Genomic DNA, 19553 nt, shown 5'->3' with positions numbered 1-19553 from the left:
CGCCGCACTCCACCACGACGTCGGTGCCGTGCGAGCCGATCTCCTCGATTTTGGCCGCGGCGTCGGAACTGGGGTGGGAGCGTGAACACAACACGATGCGCCCACAGCCGGCCTCGGCGAGGTGTGCGGCGAAAAGCAGTCCCCGCTCGCCCAGTCCGCCGGTGATGATGTAGGCGCCGTCACCGCGACACACCCGGGCTTGTTGGGGGGGCACGGTTACGCGGGTGGTGCCGGCGTGGGGGATGTCGAGCACGAGTGTGCCGCTGGGCTCGGGATCGCTCATCTCCGCCAGGGCGGTAGCGGCCTGGGTCAGTGGGTAGTGGGTGGCCTTCGGTATCGGCAGGGTCCCGTCGGCGCTTAGCCGATACACCGCGCTCAACACGTTGTGCACCCGGTGGGGGTGGGTGTCTGCCAGCTCCGCCAGGTCCAGGGCGTAAAAGGTGAGGTTGCGCCGAAACGGGGCAAGCCCCAGCTGGGTGTCGGCGGAGATGTCGCCGGCGCCGACCTCGACGAATCGCCCACCGGGGGCAAGCACGTCCACGCTGGCGCGTGCGGCGGCGCCGGCGGCAACGTTGAGCACCAGATCCACCCCGCCGCCGGTGGCCGCGCGGATGCGCTGGGCGAGTCGCGCACTGCGGGCGTCATACACCTGCTCGACGCCGCACTGGCCCCACCGGTGTCGCTGCTGTTCGGTGGTGGCGGCGGCACAAACCTCAGCGCCGGCAGCGCGGGCGATCGCCAGGGCCGCTTGCGCGAGCTCGCCAGGCGCGCCGAAAATCAACACCTTGTCGCCGGTCTCCACACGGGCCAACTGCTGCAAGCCGTACCAGGCGGTGGCGCTCGCGGTGGTCAACGCGGCGGCCGCCGACTCGGACAACGCGTCTGGCAACGCCGCTACCAGATCCGCTTCACAGGTCACAAACCCCGCCCACGCCCCGCGAGCGCACAGACCCCCGACGCGCTCACCGACCCGATGAGCGTCCACCCCAGGACCCACCGCGCTGATCACCCCCGCGAAATCGGTCCCCAACGGCGCCCCGTCGCGGGAGCGGTCCGCAGCGGCTCGCACTTCGGCCAGATTGACACCGCAGGCGCTCACGGCGACCTCGACCTGCCCTGGTCCCGGCGCCGCCCGATCACAGGCAACCAACTCCAGAGTTTTCAGATCCCCCGGCGTCCGCAGTTGCAGCCGCACCCCATCCCGGGCATGATCAACCACCGCACTACGGCGCTCCTCGGCACGCAACGCGCTGCGCACCAACCGGGCCACAAACCACACCCCACCCCGCCACGCCGTCTCATCTTCCCCCGAGCCACCGAGCAACTGAGCCGCTAACAACTCGACGTCAGTGGCCTCATCGACGTCAACCTGAATGGGCTTCAGGTGCAAATGCTCCGCCGCGATCACCCGGGACAAGCCCCGCAGTCCCGCCTGCTCGAGGTTGACCACATCATCCGCCCGCACACTTTGGGCATTGCGGGTCACCACATACACCCGGTGCGACTCGCCGGCATTCTGCGGAAACTGCCGGACAATCCGCGCGAAGTGCCGCACATACTCACGTCCCGCCACCGGTGACTGATCAACGCGGTCACCGTTCCGCGGGCCGGTGAGGATCACTACTCCGCTGAATCCAGCGGCCTGCAGCTGACTTCCGAGCTGTTCGGAGTTCGTGGGCTGATCCGCATCTACCGGCCACCACATGGTGGTGCATTGCGCGCCATGACTTTTCAGCGCGCCGGGCAAAGTGGCGGCAAGTCCGTCGGCGGTGTCGCTGGTGTTGATCATCAGCCAATTTCCGGCGTCGGCATTTTCCGGCTCGGGTAGTTCTCGTTGCTGCCATTCGATCGTGAAGAGCCGTTCGGCCAGCACCCGATCTTTCGAATCTTCCTCCGACACACCCGCGCCCAGTCGCAAGCCTTGCACGCTCACCAGGACCATGCCGTGCTCATCGAGCACGTCGAGGTCGGCCTCGATTCCCGAGGCGTCGGCCTTCGTCACCCGGGTGTAGCAGTACTCAGCGTTGCGGGCGGCAGCGTAGGAACGGAGTCGACGGATACCTGACGGCAAGCCCAGCGCACCTTCGCCGAGGGCCTGAACCGCCGGATGAACCGCAACGGACTGAAGACATGCATCCAGCAGTACCGGGTGCAGGACGAAAGCGCCTTGCTGCGAACGGATTTGGCGGGGCAGCGCAACCTCAGCCAGCACCGTGCCCGTGGCGTCGTCACCGATGTGCACGGCGCGCAGACCGCTGAACGCCGGTCCGTACTGCACATCAGGCTGGTCGAGGCGGCCGCGCAAGGCCGCGTCCCCCTCGCTGCGCGGGTGCGCGGCAAGAAGTGCGGCCATGTCGTGCGCGGCCGGCGGCTCGTCGTCTGCGCCATGCAGCATGGCGCCGGCGTGCCGCAGGTGCTCGCCACGCTCGTTGGTGGTAACGCCAAAGTCCACCACGCCCGGCGAGACGACCGTGGCCACCGCGCCCACGGTGGTCTGCTCCGCCAGCAGCAGCGCCTCCTCGAAGCGCAGGTCGCGGACCTCGCACTGCTCGCCCAGCACCGCGCGCGCCGCCGCCAACGCCATCTCGCAATAGGCCGATCCAGGCAGCACCGCCTCATCGCCGAGCAGGTGATCGCCCAGCCAGGGCTGGGCAGCGGTTCCCACCTGCCCTTGCCAGACGTGCCGTTCCGGCTCCTCCTGTAGGCGCACGTGCTGGCCCAGCAGCGGATGAACCGAAACGGTGTAGCCGCCGTGTGCGGTGGAGGCTTCCTGACCGTCGCGGTCCAGCCACAGCCGACGGTGCGTCCACGTCGGGAGCGGTGCATCCACCAACCGCGCATCCGCATACAGCACCGAGAAGTCGACCGCGGCGCCCGCGCTGTGCAGATCCGACAAAAAACCACGCAGCCCGTGGGTCAGTTCCTGGCCCCGGTGCATGCTGGCCAGAGCCGCCACCGACATGTCGAGGGTGTGGGCGTTCTCTTTGACAGCGTCGATAAGCAGCGGGTGGGGTGTTAGTTCGGCGAAGACCAGATAGCCGTCCTCCAACGCGGCTCGCACCGCTGCGGCAAAGCGCACAGTGTTGCGCAGGTTTTCCGACCAATACCAGGCGTCGCACAACGGCTCCTCGCGCGGGTCGAACCCGGTCGCCGAGTAAAAGGGAACTTGCGGTGTCATCGGGCGGATCTCACCAATCGAGTCGGTGAGCTCGTCGAGAATTGCATCCACTTCAGGCGAATGCGCGGCGAGATCGGTGGCGATCTCGCGAGCCATCACATCACGCTGCTGCCAGGATTCGACCAGTTCGCGAACCGCTTGGGCGGCACCGCCGATCACCGTGGACTGCGGCGAGGCCACCACCGACACCACGACGTCGTCGACTCGCCGGCTCACCAGCTCCGAAAGTACTTGCTTGGCAGGCAATTCCACCGAGGCCATCGCCCCGGCGCCGGCGATGGTCGACATCAGCCGGGAGCGGCGGCAGACGACCCGCACTCCGTCTTCCAGTGATAGGGCGCCCGCGACCACCGCCGCCGCAGTCTCACCGACGGAGTGCCCGATGACCGCGCCCGGATGTACCCCGTATGCCTTCATGGTGGCGGCGAGGGCAACCTGCATGCTGAACAAGGTCGGATGGATGCGGTCAATACCGCTCACGGTTTCCGCCGCCGACATCGCCTCTGCCACCGAGAACCCTGACTCCTGGGCGATCAGCGGTTCGATCTGGGCGACAGTGGCGGCAAACACCGGCTCGGTCGCCAGCAGGTCAGCACCCATCCTGGCCCACTGCGAGCCTGGCCCGGAGAACACCCACACCGGACCCCGGTCGTCGCCCCCGACCGCGGGCAGAAAATGGGCATCGCCGTCGGCGACCCCGCGCAAGCCCTCGGCCAACTCTTCGGGTGTCCGCGCGACGACTGCCGTCCGGACCGGTCGGTGCCCACGCCGGCGCGCCAGGGTATAAGCCAGATCCGGCAATGCCACCTCGTCATGGGCCTGCACCCAGTCGGCCAGCCGGCCGGCAGTACGGCGCAGTTCGTCGGGGGAGGTGGACGAGATCAAGAACAGCAGTGACGATTCGGATGAGGTGGCTTGGGGCGCAGCGGCCGCCGGAGAATTCAGGGGCGCCTGTTCCAGGACGGCATGGACGTTGGTTCCGGAAAGACCGTAGGACGTCACCGCCGCCCGCCGGGGGTGGGCACCACTGCTGGGCCATTCGGTGGTCTGTTGTGGCACAAAGAGTTTGGTGCTGATGCGGGCAAGCTCGTCGGGCAGGCGGGTGAAGTGCAGATGCTCGGGAACCGCACCGTGCTGTAGCGCGAGGACCGCCTTCATCAACCCGAGCGCTCCAGACGCCGACTGGGTATGTCCGAAATTGGTCTTCGCCGTGGTCAGGGCGCAGGGGCCGCCGGTGCCGTAAACCTCGGCAAGGCTGGCGTACTCGATCGCGTCACCCGCCGGGGCACCCGGTCCGTGCGCCTCCACCATCCCGACGGTCCGCGCGTCGACGCCGGCGGCGGCCAACGCCGCCCGGTACACCGCGGTTTGAGCGGTCGCCGAGGGTGTGGCGAGATTGCTGGTGTGGCCGTCCTGATTAGCGGCCGTGCCACGAATCACCGCCAGGATCCGATCGCCGTCGGTCAACGCGTCCGGCAAGCGCTTGAGCAACACCATGACGCAAGCCTCGCCGAAGACATATCCGTCGGCCGCGGCGTCGAACGCGCGGCAGCGTCCGGTCGGGGAGAGCATGTTCTGTGCCGATCCGGCAACGAATTTCCGCGGTTCGAGCATCGCGAACGCGCCCCCGGCGAGAGCCAAGTCGGTTTCACCGTCGTTCAGGCTGCGACAGGCCATATGCACGGCGAGCAGGCTGGATGAGCATGCGGAATCGACTGTCAGCGCGGGACCGTGCAGCCCCAAGGCGTAGGCGATCCGCCCGGACGCCATGCTGAAAGCGTTGCCCTGGAATCCGTATGGCCCTTCCATCGCCTGGGATTCAGCGCCCAGAAATTGGTAGTCGGAATGTGTCAGTCCGACGTACACACCGGTGCGGGACTCGACCATGTCGTCTCGCGGGATCCCGGCATGCTCCATGGCCTCCCAGGACGTTTCGAGCAACAACCTGTGCTGCGGGTCGAGCGCGATCGCCTCCCGCTCCTCGATGCCGAAGAAATCGAGATCGAAGCCGGCAATGTCATCGAGGAACCCGCCCCATTTACACACCGACCGGCCAGGCACTCCGGGCTCGGGGTCGTAATACTCGTCGGCGTCCCATCGGTCCGGCGGCACTTCGGTGATCAGGTCATCTGCCCGCAGCAAGGCTTCCCATAGCCGTTCCGGCGAGTCGATTCCCCCGGGAAGCCGGCACGCCATGCCGACAACCGCGACCGGGGTCACAGGTGTGGTGCCGGTGGCCGGCGAAGTGTTCGCCGAGGCTGGGCCGTGCACAACATCAGAATCCATCCCGACTCCTACGACGACCGGCCAAGTAGTCTTCCCTCCGCTGCCTCAAGCAAGTCGTGGCACCTCAGACGGCCAACCGGGATCTCCACGCCCCTGAACTACCCGCCTCCGTCGTGTTCGTACTGTAGGCGACCAGCGCTCCTGGGGTGCCCAATTCAACCGAAGTGTTACAGCGGCGGCCGGCGGGTCAGCGACAGCCAAGCAACCCATTGCGTTGAGGTGCCGAATTGCGCGGGATGGGCGGTTATTCGAACTTTTCCATTCGCCGATGCGGCGGCGTTGGTCACGGTAATCTAACGCCGTGGTTGAGACTTCCGTTCCGGCTGTGCTGCGCGAACGCGCGAGCCTGCAGCCCGATGAAACAGCCTTCACGTTCGTTGATTACGAGAGCGACTGGGATGGGGTCGAGCAAAGCCTGACGTGGTCGCAGCTTTATCGGCGGGCTCAGAACGTTGCACGGGAGCTCAGAGCTTGCGGGTCGATCGGTGACCGCGCTGTCATCTTGGCACCGCAAGGGCTTGACTACATCGTCGCGTTTCTCGGCGCATTGGAGGCGGGGCTGATCGCGGTTCCGCTGTCGGTTCCGCTGGGCGGTGTCAGCGACGAACGGGTCAGCTCGGTGCTGCGCGACGCCTCGCCGACCGTCGTTCTGACGACGTCCTCGGTCGTGGACATCGTGGCCGACTACGTGAAGTCGCAATCCGGCGAATCCATTGACTCCGTCATCGAGGTTGACCTGCTCGATCTCGACGCGCCGGCGCGGTCGGGCGCCCGGCGCGAGAAGCTGCCCGAGATGGCGTATCTGCAATACACGTCCGGATCCACCCGTCTGCCGGCCGGAGTCATGATCTCGCATCGAAACCTGGTGGCGAATTTCGAGCAGATAATAGCCGACTACTTTTTGGAGTTCGGAAGCGTTGCCCCGCCAGACTTGACTTTGGTTTCGTGGCTGCCGTTCTACCACGACATGGGTCTGGTTCTCGGCGTCTGCGCACCGATCCTGGGCGGATTCCGCACTGTGCTGACGAGTCCGGTGTCGTTTTTGCAGCGCCCGGCCCGATGGATTCAGTTGCTGGCCAAGAACACTCACGCATTCTCGGCGGCGCCGAACTTCGCCTTCGAACTTGCGGCACGTAAGACATCCGACGAGGACATGGCGGGGCTTGACCTCGGCGACGTGCTGGTCATCCTCAGTGGCAGCGAGCGGGTGCATCCGGCGACCGTGCGCCGATTCAACCAGCGCTTCGCGCGCTTCAATCTGCCCGACAAGGCGATACGGCCGTCATACGGGCTCGCGGAGGCGACGGTCTATGCGGCAACCCGCAGCCCGGCTGAACCAGTCCATATCGTCCAATTCGTATCCGAGAAGCTGTCCGTCGGCGACGCAGAGCGCTGCGAAAGTGGAAGTGGGACACCGTTGGTGAGCTACGGTGTGCCGCGTTCACTGACGATTCGCATCGTCGATCCCGACACTCGCCTCGAATGCCCAGACGGAAGAGTTGGCGAAATCTGGGTGCACGGCGACAACGTCGCTCTGGGCTACTGGCAGAAACCTCAGGAAACCGAGCGCACGTTCGGCGACCGGCTGGTCGCTCCGTCGGAAGGCACACCCGAAGGCCCTTGGCTCAGAACGGGCGACCGCGGATTCCTCTCTGACGGAGAGCTGTTCATCATCGGACGAATCAAGGATGTTCTGATCGTCTACGGGCGCAACCACTCACCCGACGACATCGAGGCCACGATCCAGGAAATTACGCGGGGCCGGTGTGCGGCGATCGCGGTTTCAGACGATCACACCGAGCAGCTCGTCGCCATCATCGAAGTCAAACACCGCGCCGACTCGCACGAGGAGGCATCGGACAAGCTCGTTGCCGTCAAGAGAGACGTCACCTCGGCGATATCCACCTCGCACGGGCTGGGCGTCGCGGATCTGGTTGTGGTGCCGCCGGGTTCGATCCCGATTACCACCAGCGGCAAGGTCCGGCGAGCGGCATGTGTCGAGCACTACCGGGACGGCCGGTTCGCCCGCTTGGACGCCTAGCAATCGGCTCGCGGCGGGATGTTCGAATACGTTAAGCACCAACCGTTTACGGAGATTCATCGACGGCGGCCCGGTAGGCGACCGCTGTCCCTGATCTGCTGAAGTGCAGACAATACAAATTCCGAGCGGCTGCCCGAGGCCGATGTCCACCAAAAAGGGTTGAGCGCCGCGGATTCGCCGAACGACGGCTGGGCTCCACACGTTTGTTGTAGCGTAGCGCGCTATGGGGGCTGGCTCTCATCGACCCGGAGCGGGCACTATTTCGCTGGACGACATAACGCGCAGAATCAACGGCCCCGATGCGCGTCATACCCAACATGCTGTCGCTCATGAGACGCGCTTACCTCTCGAACTGCCGCGCGGCCGATTCATCGCCGCGATCATCGCACTCGGCAGCGCGGAATTGATGGCGGCCGTGGAACTGACCATCGGGGTAGTGGCGCTGCCCAAGATTCAGAATGAGTTGAACCTGTCGAGCGCTGGGCGGAACTGGGTGGTATTCGCCACCCTGTTGGCCTGCAACGGATTGATCATGGTCGGCGGTCGCCTGGGTGACACGATCGGTCGCAAGCGAGCCTTCGTCATCGGCACCGCGCTGTCCACCATCGCGTCGGTGATGTCCGCGGCCGCGTGGGACCAGGGCAGCCTCATTTTTGCGCGGCTACTGAAGGGCGTCTCTATCGCGATACTCGCACCGACGTGTTTGGCGTTGGTGGCGACCACGTTTCCGAAGGGCCGGTTACGCAATGTTGCGATGGCGGCGTTCACGGCGATGGGCAGTGTCGGCTCGGTATTGGGTTTGGTGGTGGGCGGGATAATCACCGAGGTGTCGTGGCGGCTGGCGGTCTTCGTGACCGCGCCGATCGGGCTGCTCGCCCTCTACCTGGCTAGCTTTGCGCTTCGGGAAACACAGAAGGAGCGGATGAAGCTCGACGCCACCGGCGCTGTGCTGGCTACCTTGGGTTTCACCGCGGTGGTTTTGGGCTTCTCGATGCAAGCCGAGAAAGGATTGCTCTCTGCCGCCACAATCGGGTCGGCTGTGGTGGCCGTGGTGGCTTTCGTCGCGTTCGTCGTGGTAGAGCGCAGGGCGGAGAACCCCATTTTGCCCTTCAGTTTGTTCTTCGACCGCAATCGGCTCGCGACGTTCGCGGCGCTATTTCTCACCGGCGGCGTGATGATGTCCCTGATGCTGGTGGTCACGGTGTATGTCCAGGACATCATGGGTTATAGCACGCTGCAATCGGGTCTTGGCTTCATCCCGTTCGTGATAGCGGCAGCCGCCGGGCTGGGTATGGCCTCGCGACTGGTCATGTCGTCGCCGCCACGCGTGGTGGTGATCGCCGGCGCCATCCTGTTGTTGGGCGGCGTGCTGTACGGATCGACGCTGGCCCGCGGCGTCCCCTACTTCCCGAACCTGGCGCTACCGATCGTCGTCGGCGGTGTCGGCATCGGCATGATCATCGTCCCGCTTTCGCTGTCGGTGATTGCCAGCGTCGGCTTCGACCAGATCGGGCCCACCTCGGCTATCGCGGTGGTGCTGCAGGGGCTCGGCGGGCCGGTGGTGCTGTCCGTCATCCAGGCCGCCATCACATCGCGCACGCTGTCCCTGGGCGGCACGACCGGGCCGGCGAAGCTCATGAACGCCGCCCAGCTGCACGCGCTGGACCGCGGCTACACCTACGGATTGCTCTGGCTGGCCGGTGCGGTCATCCTGCTCGGCGGGGTGGCGCTGTTCATCGGCTATACCGCGCAGCAGGTGGCGCGGGCGCAGGAAGCCAAAATTGCCGCGGAGCTATAGCTCCCGTCCTCGCTTCGACTCCGCCGCGCCCAAGGCGGCCCTAATTTCCCTTTTCGAACATCCAGCGGCGACCGCCACGGTAACCTCAGGCACGTGTTCGAGACGTCCATTCCGGATGTGCTGCGTGAGCGTGCCTATTTGCAGCCCACTGACCCGGCGTTCACGTTTATCGATTACGACCAGGATTGGGCCGGAGTAGCCGAAAGCCTCACTTGGTCGCAGATATATCGGCGAACTTTGAATGTTGCGAACGAGCTCAGCCGATATGCATCGACCGGCGACCGGGCGGTGATATTGGCGCCACAGGGACTCGAGTATGTCGCCGGGTTTCTCGGCGCATTGCACGCCGGCCTGATCGCAGTTCCGCTATCGGCTCCCATGGGCGGCGCCCACGACGAGCGAGTTCATGCGGTGCTGCATGACACATCGCCGTCGGTCATCCTCACGACGTCTTCGGTTGTCGGCGATGTCGCCAGGTACACCCAGGCCAGAAATGGCGATTCCAGCCCGTCGGTTATCGAGGTTGACTCGTTGGACCTGGATTCGGGGGCAGCGTCCGACCGGGATGACAGCCGGCCGGATATCGCCTACTTGCAATACACTTCCGGGTCGACTCGCCGGCCCGCCGGCGTCATGATCTCGTACGAGAACGTGCTGACCAATTTCCAGCAGTGCATGCAGGACTTCTTTGCCGATGGCGGAACTGACATCACTGTGGTGTCGTGGCTCCCGTTCTACCACGACATGGGTTTGCTGGCAGGAATCTGTAAACCGATATTCGGTGGATTCCACTCTGTTCTCATGAGCCCGCTGGCATTCCTTCAGCGACCCGGCCGGTGGATGCAATTGATGGCGAGCAACAGGCGCGCCGTCACGGCAGGTCCGAACTTCGCCTTGGAATTGGCGGTGCGTAAAACCATTGACGAGGACATGGCCGGGCTTGATCTAAGCGGAGTGCTGGCAATCATCAGTGGTAGCGAACGCATACATGCGGCGACGGTGCGGCGCTTCCTTGAGCGGTTCGCAAAGTACAACCTGGACCCCACGGTGTTCCGCCCTTCGTACGGGCTGGCCGAGGCGACCCTGTATGTGGCCACGAACGCATTGGGTCGGCCACCGAACATCGCCCGCTTCGAGTCGGAGGCGTTGTCCGCCGGCACTGCGAAGCGTTGTGCCAGCGGGGGCACCCCACTGGTCAGTTACCACGTGCGCCATTCCCCGATGGTGCGAATCGTCGATCCTGACACTAGGACCGAGCGTCCGGCTGGAACGACCGGTGAGATCTGGGTGCATGGCGACAACGTCGCGAAGGGGTACTGGCGAAAACCCGAAGAATCGAAGCAGACCTTCCGCGCAAAACTCGTCAACCCTTCGACGGGTACACCTGGGGAGCCGTGGCTGCGAACCGGCGATCTGGGCTTTTTCTCGGACGGCGAGTTGTTCATCATGGGCCGCATCAAGGACCTTCTGATCGTCTACGGGCGCAACCATTCTCCCGACGACATCGAGGCGACGATCCAGGAGATCACGCGGGGCCGCTGCGCGGCGATAGCGGTTCCCGACCGGGAGACCGAAAAGCTGGTCGCCATCATCGAATTCAGGCACAACGGTGATTCTCCGGAGGTTGCGTCGAACAAGCTCGTGGCCGTCAAACGTGAAGTGGCCTCGGCGGTATCGAATTCGCACGGGCTGGGAGTGGCGGATCTCGTTGTGGTAGCGCCTGGTTCGATACCCATCACGACCAGCGGGAAGGTCAGGCGAGCCGCCTGCGTAGAGCGGTACCGGCAAAATCAATTCGCCCGCTTGGACGCTTAGGCACTGGTGCGGTGGCGCGGGCGCTGGTCTTGGAGGCGCCACGCCACCTCGTGGTCCGTGAGTTTGCGCTGCCCGACGTCGGCGACGACGACGCGTTGGTGCGAGTCGCTGCCTGTGGGCTGTGTGGGACCGACCATGAGCAATACACCGGCCAGCTGTCTGGCGGGTTCGCCTTTGTTCCCGGTCACGAGACGGTCGGGACCATCGTCGCGATCGGGCCGCAGGCGGCACAGCGGTGGGGTCTGACGGAAGGCGACCGGGTAGCCGTCGAGGTGTTCCAGTCGTGTCGCCGATGCGCCAATTGCCTTGCCGGCGAGTACCGGCGCTGCGAACGTCACGGCCTGGCGGACATGTACGGCTTCATCCCGGTCGAGCGCCGGCCCGGATTATGGGGCGGCTACGCCGAATACCAGTACCTGGCGCCCGACTCGATGCTGTTGCCGGTGGCCGCTGACCTCAGCCCGGAGATGGCTACCCTGTTCAATCCGCTTGGAGCCGGAATACGTTGGGGGGTAACGGTTCCCGGCACCGGCCCGGGAGACGTCGTCGCTGTCCTGGGTCCCGGCATCCGGGGGCTGTGTGCCGCCGCCGCCGCGAAGGAGGCCGGTGCCGCGTTCGTGATGGTGACCGGCCTGGGTCCGCGTGACGCCGACCGGCTGGCGCTGGCGCCGCAATTCGGCGCCGACCTCGCCGTCGACGTGGCCGTCGAGGACCCGGTGACCGCCCTGACGAAGCAGGCCGGTGGGCTGGCAGACGTCGTGATCGACGTGACGGCCAAGGCGCCGGCGGCGTTCGCGCAGGCCATCGCGCTGGCCCGGCCGGCCGGGACCGTCGTCGTCGCCGGCACCCGCGGATTCGGCAGCGGCGCGCCCGGCTTCACCCCCGACCTGGTCGTGATGAAGGAGTTGCGCGTGATCGGTGCCCTCGGCGTCGACGTCGTTGCTTACCGCGCCGCGCTCGACTTGCTCGGGTCCGGGCGCTACCCGTTCGCGAGCCTGCCCCGTCGCTGCGTGGGGCTCGAAGAGGCCGAGGAGCTGCTGGCTACCATGGCTGGTGAACGCGACGCTGTCCCGCCAGTGCACGGAGTGCTGACACCTTGACCTCACCCATGAAGCCGGCTCGCGTGCCCCTGTTGCCGCTCGACGAGGCCAAGGCGGCTGCGGACGAGGCCGGTGTGCCCGACTACATGGCCGAGCTCAGCATCTTCCAGGTGCTGCTGAACCACCCCAGACTGGCGCGGACATTCAACGACCTGCTCGCCACCATGTTGTGGCACGGCGCGCTCGACTCACGGTTGCGCGAGTTGGTGATCATGCGGATCGGCTGGCTCACCGGATGTGACTACGAGTGGACCCAACACTGGCGCGTCGCGTCGGGCCTCGGTGTGTCGTCCGAGGACCTGCTCGGAGTCCGGGATTGGCAGGCGTACAACGGATTTGGCGCCGCCGAGCGGGCGGTCCTGGCGGCCACCGACGATGTGGTGCGCGACGGCGCGGTGAGCGCCGCGAGCTGGGCGGCCTGCGAACGCGAGTTACATTGCGACGCAACGGTTCTCATTGAGCTTGTCACCGCGATCGGCGCCTGGCGAATGGTCGCTTCGATGCTGCGCAGCCTCGAGGTCCCGCTGGAGGAGGGCGTGTCCAGCTGGCCGCCCGACGGGGAAGCCCCCTGACTGCCGGCGAATGTGGGCTTATGTGACCGCCGTGGCCGAACGGCGTGTTGGGCGTCGGGTGTGCATCCTGGGCTTTCGGCGTGAGTACACGGCTTTCGGTGTGAGTATACGGCTTTCGGTGTGAACGCACGGCTTTCGGTGTGAACGCACGGCTTTCGGTGTGACAACACGGTGGGGATCGGCGCAATTTTCCCGCCCAGGATTCACGCGCAAAGCCCAGGGTTCACGCGGCCCGCTCAAACGATCCGGTAGGTCTGCACCGCGTGGGCCACGACGTTGCCGTCGGAGTCCGACGCGGTGATCTCGGTGAAGGTGAGTTCCTTGCGCCGGCGGGCCGTCCGGGCCTGACAGATGAGATCGCAACGCTTGGCCGCCCCGGTGTACTGGATGCTCATTGCGACGGTCGAGGCCCGCATGCCCTTGTCGAAGTCGTGGTTCGACCAGGCCGCCGCCGCACCGGCGGTGTCCATCACCGATGCGATCACCCCGCCGTGGAAGTACACGCCGTCATTGGTGAGGTCTTCGCGGAAGGGAAGCCGGATCGCGACATCGTCCGGCTCGTAGCGCTCGAACACGAGGCCCAGCCCGCCGATGAACGGCGTGGTGGTCATCAGGTCGCGCACCGCCTGGCGGCGCCGATGCTGCTGTTCGGCGGTCAAGGGCTCGGCCATGGATGGCAGCGTACTCCAATAGATTGACATATCAATCAATAACTCTTAGCGTCGGGCAATGCGGACCCGAGTCGCCGAGATGCTCGGCGTTGAATTCCCGATTTGCGCCTTCAGCCACTGCCGCGACGTCGTGGCCGCGGTGTCCAACGCCGGCGGCTTCGGCATCCTCGGCGCCGTCGCACACAGCCCCGAGCGGCTGGAAAACGAGCTGACCTGGATCGAGGAGCAGACCGGCGGCAAGCCCTACGGGGTCGACTTGCTGTTGCCGCCCAAGTACGTCGGCGCCGAGCAAGGTGGGATCGACGCCGAGCAGGTGCGCGACCTGCTGCCCGAAGAGCACCGGGCGTTTCTGGACGACCTGCTGGTGCGGTACGGCATCGCGGCGCCAGACCAACCGCGTGAATCATCCGGGCGCGGGCTGAACATCTCGCCGAAGGGATACCAGCCGCTGCTCGACGTGGCCTTCGCCCATGACATCCGGTTGATCGCCAGCGCGCTCGGGCCGCCTCCGCCGGATCTGGTCCAGCGTGCCCACGAGCAGGATGTGCTGGTCGCTGCCCTGGCCGGCACCACTGAACACGCGCGGCGGCACGCGGCGGCGGGCGTCGACCTGATCGTCGCGCAAGGCACCGAGGCCGGTGGTCACACCGGCGAGGTGGCGACCATGGTCCTGGTGCCCGAAATCGTCGATGCAGTAGGCGCGGTGCCAGTACTGGCCGCGGGCGGGATCGCCCGCGGCCGTCAGATCGCCGCGGCCCTGGCCCTGGGTGCTGAGGGGGTGTGGTGCGGGTCGGTGTGGCTGACCACCGAGGAAGCCGAGACACCTCCGGTGGTCAAGGACAAATTCCTGGCTGCCAGTTCCTCGGACACCGTGCGGTCGCGGTCGATGACGGGCAAGCCGGCGCGGATGCTGCGCACCGCGTGGACCGAGGAGTGGGACCGGCCCGACAGCCCCGACCCGCTGGGCATGCCACTGCAGACCGCGCTCGTCGGCGAGCCGCAGCTGCGCATCAATCAAGCGGCCGGCCACCCCGGTGCCAAGGCGCGTGAGCTGGCGACCTATTTCGTCGGGCAGGTGGTCGGATCGCTGGACCGGGTCCGGCCGACACGTGCGGTGGTGCTCGACATGGTCGAGGAGTTCATCGACACCGTCGGGCGCCTCGAGGGCTTGATAGACAGGTGAGCACCACCACCCGCCGGCGTCGCGCGGTCAGTGAGGAGGACAAGTCGCAGCGGCGTGAGCAGATCATGACCGCTGCCAAAGAAGTGTTCGGCCGCAAAGGGTTTCACGCCACGACCATCGCCGACATCGCCAAACGGGCCGGCTTGGCCTACGGGTCGATCTATTGGTACTTCGACTCCAAAGAAGAGCTTTTCCACGCGTTGATGGCCGTTCAGGAGTTTGCGTTGCGCGCGCGCGTGGCGACGGCACTGGACGACCTGAATGGGTTAACGCATGGGGGAGAGGCGTCGTTGCGGGCCTTGCTGAAAGCCTCCGTGCAGGCGACGTTCGAGTTCTTCGAAGCCGACAAAGCCACCGTCAAACTGCTGTTCCGCGACGCCTATGCGCTTGGCGACCGGTTCGAAAAGCACCTCGGTGGCATCTACGAACGGTTCATCGACGACATCGAGACCATCATCGTCGCCGCTCAACAGCGGGGCGAGATGGTCGCCGCCCCGCCGCGGATGGTGGCGTACACGTTGGCGGCATTGGTCGGCCAATTGGCGCACCGGCGCCTGCGCACCGACGACGACGTCACCGCAGCTCAGGTTGCCGACTTCGTGGTTGCGCTGGTCTTGGACGGACTGCGCCCGAGGGCGAAGATGAACATCGCCAGCAAAGACTGAAGAAAAACGTAAATATTCGAAAACGCGCAGTGGAACGGTTTGACCCGGCACGTCAACTGGTGCATCATCGGTCGGGTAAGCACCTCGTTAGGTGAGGCGGCTACACGAACACAGGCCACTGACCCCGAACGTCGAAAGACGCCCCGGGTCAGGACAGCTCCTCCCGGATTAAGGGTTGAGCCCAGGTGGCTTCCGGTTTGCCGGACACGTCGTGTGGTGCCAAAACTCTGACGAGAGGGGTGCCGGTTTCCGACAGTCGTCGGGATCTCTGTACTCCTTTGTGCGCGCCTAGATCGTGCGGGTGACCGCGCGTCGTGACCGCGAGGGAGGTGAGGGACGCATGAGTTCCAGTGATAGTCCTGGTCGATATCCGGACTGCGTTTCGTCCCGATCCCGTCTGCGGCGCAGCGTTCTCAGCGTTCTCAGCTGAGCCGTCAAAGCCAGATCCGCCTGAGATCGGAACCACTACGGGACGAACGACGTCAGTTCAAGTCAGTCCGCTAGTGCTCGTTCGATCTTTCCAGGAGGCGATCATGACCGCTGCTCTCTACGACGAAGTAACCGTAACCGCCGCGCCCAAGCTGCACGTGGTGCGCGACGGTTCGCCAATCCAGCCCGCCGCGCCCAAGAAGGTGGCGCGCCGCGTCGAGAACCGGCCGTACAGCGACCCGCTGGTCGACGGGGCGGCGCGGTTGCTCACCGGCCCGGTGCGTCACGTGTATGCGGCGCTGCTGCGCATCGGCGTGCTCGAAGTCCAGGGCTAGCGCCATGGATGGCGAGCAGACACAAAATCCCTGATTTCGTCACGAAATCGGGGATTTTGCGTCTGCTCGGCACACGAGAACCGCTTCGATTTGCGGCGCTCAGTAGAATTTGTGCATCGGCATCGATCCGGCTATCACCGGGGAGCCTTCGGAAGAACAGCTAGAGAAGCCCAGTAGAACCGAACGGGCAGGCCCGTCACAGCCTTGAACGAGTGGCCGCGCGGCAGCGCGGCAAGCGGGGTGGTACCGCGGCGCTCGCGCCCCAGCGCGTCGTCGTCCCCGTGCCTGCACCGATGGCACAGGAGACGGATGAGCGACAGCGCCTACCCACGCACCGACCTGGGCGCCGACCAACGCGGCGGCTCCCCGGATTTTCCCGCGCTGGAAGCCCAGGTTCTCGACTACTGGTTCCACGACGACACCTTCCGGGCCAGCATCGCCCGTCGCGACGGTGCCCCGGCCTACGTGTTCTACGACGGGCCGCCGTTCGCCAACGGTCTGCCGCATTTCGGCCACCTGCTCACCGGATACGTCAAGGACATCGTGCCCCGGTACCGCACCATGCGCGGCTACAAGGTGGATCGCCGCTTCGGCTGGGACACCCACGGGCTGCCGGCCGAGCTCGAGGTCGAGCGCCAGCTGGGCATCACCGACAAGTCCCAGATCGACGACATGGGGATCGCCGCCTTCAACGACGCGTGCCGCGCATCGGTGCTGCGCTACACCGACGAATGGCAGACCTACGTCACCCGCCAGGCTCGATGGGTCGACTTCGACAACGACTACAAGACGCTCGACCCGACCTACATGGAATCGGTGATCTGGGCTTTCAAGCAGCTGTGGGACAAGGGGCTGGCCTATGAGGGCTACCGGGTGCTGCCCTACTGCTGGCGCGACGAAACGCCGCTGTCCAATCACGAACTGCGCATGGACGACGACGTCTACCAGAGCCGCCAAGACCCCGCTCTGACAGTCGGATTCAAGGTTTCCGGCGGGCAGCTGGACGGCGCCTATCTGCTGGTGTGGACGACGACGCCGTGGACCCTGCCGTCGAACCAGGCGGTCGCCGTCCACCCGGACGTGACCTACGTCCAGGTCAAGTCCGGCGATCGTCGTGTGGTGCTGGCCGAGGCGCGGCTGGCCGCGTACGCGCGCGAGCTGGGGGACGAACCCGAGGTGCTCGGGACCTATCGCGGCGCTGAGCTGTTGGGCCTGCGCTACCTGCCCCCGTTCCCGTATTTCATGGACTCGCCCAACGCATTTCAGGTGCTGCCGGGGGATTTCGTGACCACCGAAGACGGCACCGGCATCGTGCATATGGCGCCGGCCTACGGCGAAGACGACATGGCCACCGCCGATAAAGCCGGCATCGTGCCGGTCACGCCGGTCGACGCCAAGGGCCGCTTCGACGCCACCGTCCCCGATTACCAGGGGCAGCACGTTTTCGACGCCAACCCGCAGATCATCCGTGACCTGAAGAACCAAAGCGGCCCCGCCGCGGTGAACCGCGCCGTGCTGATCCGCCACGAAACCTATGAGCACCCTTACCCGCACTGCTGGCGCTGCCGCAACCCGCTGATCTATCGGGCGGTGTCGTCGTGGTTCGTCACGGTCACCGAGTTCCGTGATCGCATGGTGGAACTGAACCAGCAGATCACCTGGTATCCCGAACATGTCAGGGACGGCCAGTTCGGCAAATGGCTGGAGGGCGCCCGCGATTGGTCCATTTCGCGAAACCGCTACTGGGGCACGCCGATTCCGGTGTGGAAGTCCGACGATCCGGCCTACCCGCGGATCGACGTCTACGGCAGCTTGGACGAGCTGGAGCGCGACTTCGGGGTGCGGCCCGACAACCTGCACCGGCCCTACATCGACGAGCTCACCCGGCCTAACCCCGACGACCCGACCGGCCGCAGCACCATGCGCCGTATCCCCGACGTGCTCGACGTGTGGTTCGACTCGGGCTCCATGCCCTATGCGCAGGTGCACTATCCGTTCGAAAACCAGGATTGGTTCGACGCGCATTACCCCAGCGACTTCATCGTCGAATACATCGGGCAGACTCGCGGCTGGTTCTACACCCTGCATGTGCTGGCCACCGCCATCTTCGACCGGCCGGCGTTCAAAACGTGTGCGGCGCACGGGATTGTGCTGGGCTCCGACGGGCAGAAGGCAAGCAAGTCGCTGCGCAACTACCCCGACGTCTACGAGGTGTTCGACCGCGACGGCTCCGACGCGACGCGGTGGTTCCTGATGGCGTCGCCGGTACTGCGCGGCGGGAACCTGATCGTCAGCGAGCAGGGCATCCGAGAAGGCGCACGTCAGGTGCTGCTGCCGCTGTGGAACGCCTACACCATCCTGCGCCTGTACGCGCCGAAAGTCGGTGTCTGGCGCACCGATTCGAAGCATGTGCTGGACCGCTACATCCAGGCCAAGCTGGCAGTGCTGCGCGACAGCCTCACCGAGGCGATGGACGTCTGCGACCTGCCCGGGGCCTGTGAACAGCTGCGCCTGTTCACCGAAGCCCTGACGAATTGGTATGTGCGACGGTCACGTCCGCGGTTCTGGGAAGAAGACACCGACGCCATCGACACCCTGCACACCGTGCTGGAGGTGACGGCGCGGCTGGCCGCGCCGCTGCTGCCACTGGCCACCGAGGTCATTTGGCGCGGCCTCACCGGAGAACGGTCGGTGCACCTGACCGATTGGCCCGAAGCCGACCTGCTGCCCGCCGACCCGGCTCTGGTCGCGGCAATGGATCAGGTCCGCGAAGTGTGTTCGGCCGCATCGTCGCTGCGCAAGGCCAAGAAGCTCCGGGTCCGCCTTCCGTTGCCTAAACTCACTGTGGCAGTGGAGGATCCGCGGGAATTGGAGCCGTTCACCGACCTGATCGGCGACGAGCTCAACGTCAAGCAAGTCGAGTTGACCGACGCGATCGACACCTACGGCCGCTTCGAGCTCACCGTCAACGCCCGGGTCGCCGGGCCGCGGCTGGGCAAGGACGTGCAGGCGGCGATCAAGGCGGTCAAGGCCGGCGAAGGCGTGGTCAACCCCGACGGCACCCTGACCGCCGGCCCCGCGGTGCTGCAACCCGACGAGTACAGCTCGCGACTGGTCGCCGCCGACCCCGATTTCACCGCGGCGCTGCCCGGCGGGTCCGGGCTGGTGGTGTTGGACGGCACCGTGACTCCCGAGCTGGAGGCCGAGGGCTGGGCCAAGGACCGGATCCGTGAGCTGCAGGAGTTGCGTAAGTCGACCGGGCTGGATGTCTCCGATCGGATCCGGGTGCTGATGTCGGTGCCCGCAGAGCGGGCTGACTGGGCGCGCACCCATCGCGACCTGATCGCCGGTGAGGTCCTGGCTACCAGCTTCGATTTCGGCGAGCCCGGCGACGGGGTGGAGATCGGCGACGGCGTGCGGGTGAGCATCGCGAAAGTCTGATCCGCGAAAGTGCAACTGCCAACGCATTTCCCAAGAACA

General features: G+C 65.8%; 10 protein-coding genes, 1 pseudogene and 1 riboswitch. Of the genes and pseudogenes, 9 read left to right on the top strand and 2 right to left on the bottom strand.

Going from position 1 to position 19553, the window contains the following annotated elements:
* Window positions 1-5464 (bottom strand): type I polyketide synthase (locus tag A5791_RS24620; protein ID WP_067242668.1); only part of this gene is annotated, 5464 nt, incomplete at its 3' end.
* A gap of 301 nt (window positions 5465-5765) precedes the next feature.
* On the opposite strand from A5791_RS24620, the gene A5791_RS24615 reads away from it, so the two are divergent.
* The 5 genes and pseudogenes from A5791_RS24615 (at window position 5766) to A5791_RS24595 (ending at window position 12790) form a co-directional block, all read left to right on the top strand.
* Entirely contained in the window at window positions 5766-7505 is a 1740-nt protein-coding gene (locus A5791_RS24615; RefSeq protein WP_067242666.1) for an AMP-binding protein, read from the top strand.
* A gap of 299 nt (window positions 7506-7804) precedes the next feature.
* Window positions 7805-9303, top strand: a pseudogene (locus tag A5791_RS24610) (MFS transporter).
* A gap of 93 nt (window positions 9304-9396) precedes the next feature.
* Window positions 9397-11118, top strand: coding sequence for an AMP-binding protein (locus A5791_RS24605; protein ID WP_067242664.1), 1722 nt, complete (start codon window positions 9397-9399; stop codon window positions 11116-11118).
* The gene (locus A5791_RS24600; RefSeq protein ID WP_156661588.1) at window positions 11097-12218 is read left to right on the top strand and encodes a zinc-binding dehydrogenase; all 1122 of its coding nucleotides are present in this window, start codon (window positions 11097-11099) and stop codon (window positions 12216-12218) included. The genes A5791_RS24605 and A5791_RS24600 overlap by 22 nt, the downstream gene beginning before the upstream one ends.
* Before the next feature lie 8 nt (window positions 12219-12226).
* Window positions 12227-12790, top strand: coding sequence for a carboxymuconolactone decarboxylase family protein (locus A5791_RS24595; protein ID WP_067242661.1), 564 nt, complete (start codon window positions 12227-12229; stop codon window positions 12788-12790).
* A 236-nt stretch (window positions 12791-13026) separates the two neighbouring features.
* Here the strand turns inward: A5791_RS24595 and A5791_RS24590 are convergent, their stop codons facing one another.
* Entirely contained in the window at window positions 13027-13461 is a 435-nt protein-coding gene (locus A5791_RS24590) for a PaaI family thioesterase (protein WP_067242659.1), read from the bottom strand.
* Between the two features lie 58 nt (window positions 13462-13519).
* On the opposite strand from A5791_RS24590, the gene A5791_RS24585 reads away from it, so the two are divergent.
* From A5791_RS24585 to ileS, 4 genes are all read left to right on the top strand, one after another.
* Entirely contained in the window at window positions 13520-14644 is a 1125-nt protein-coding gene (locus tag A5791_RS24585; protein WP_067242657.1) for a nitronate monooxygenase family protein, read from the top strand.
* Window positions 14641-15309, top strand: a complete 669-nt coding sequence (locus A5791_RS24580) for a TetR/AcrR family transcriptional regulator (protein ID WP_067242655.1) — start codon at window positions 14641-14643, stop codon at window positions 15307-15309. Before A5791_RS24585 ends, A5791_RS24580 begins: the two co-directional genes overlap by 4 nt.
* 76 nt (window positions 15310-15385) lie before the next feature.
* Window positions 15386-15555, top strand: a riboswitch (M-box (ykoK) riboswitch).
* A 287-nt stretch (window positions 15556-15842) separates the two neighbouring features.
* Window positions 15843-16073 (top strand): Rv1535 family protein, encoded by a 231-nt coding sequence (locus tag A5791_RS24575; protein ID WP_067242652.1) that lies wholly within the window; start codon window positions 15843-15845, stop codon window positions 16071-16073.
* 309 nt (window positions 16074-16382) lie between these two features.
* Window positions 16383-19514, top strand: a complete 3132-nt coding sequence (ileS, locus tag A5791_RS24570) for an isoleucine--tRNA ligase (protein ID WP_067242650.1) — start codon at window positions 16383-16385, stop codon at window positions 19512-19514.
* The last annotated feature ends 39 nt before the right edge of the window (window positions 19515-19553 follow it).

Source organism: Mycobacterium sp. 852002-51163_SCH5372311, assembly GCF_001667115.1.
In the GTDB taxonomy this organism is placed as follows: Bacteria; Actinomycetota; Actinomycetes; order Mycobacteriales; family Mycobacteriaceae; genus Mycobacterium.
The sequence above is the reverse complement of the archived record's forward strand: the minus strand, read 5'-3'. Positions and strand labels throughout refer to the sequence as shown.

Coding starts and splice junctions, on each gene's coding strand:
- A5791_RS24595 (WP_067242661.1), top strand. CDS start 12,227: ATGAAGCCGGCTCGCGTGCCCCTGTTGCCGCTCGACGAGGCCAAGGCG.
- A5791_RS24590 (WP_067242659.1), bottom strand. CDS start 13,461: ATGGCCGAGCCCTTGACCGCCGAACAGCAGCATCGGCGCCGCCAGGCG.
- A5791_RS24585 (WP_067242657.1), top strand. CDS start 13,520: ATGCGGACCCGAGTCGCCGAGATGCTCGGCGTTGAATTCCCGATTTGC.
- A5791_RS24575 (WP_067242652.1), top strand. CDS start 15,843: ATGACCGCTGCTCTCTACGACGAAGTAACCGTAACCGCCGCGCCCAAG.
- ileS (WP_067242650.1), top strand. CDS start 16,383: ATGAGCGACAGCGCCTACCCACGCACCGACCTGGGCGCCGACCAACGC.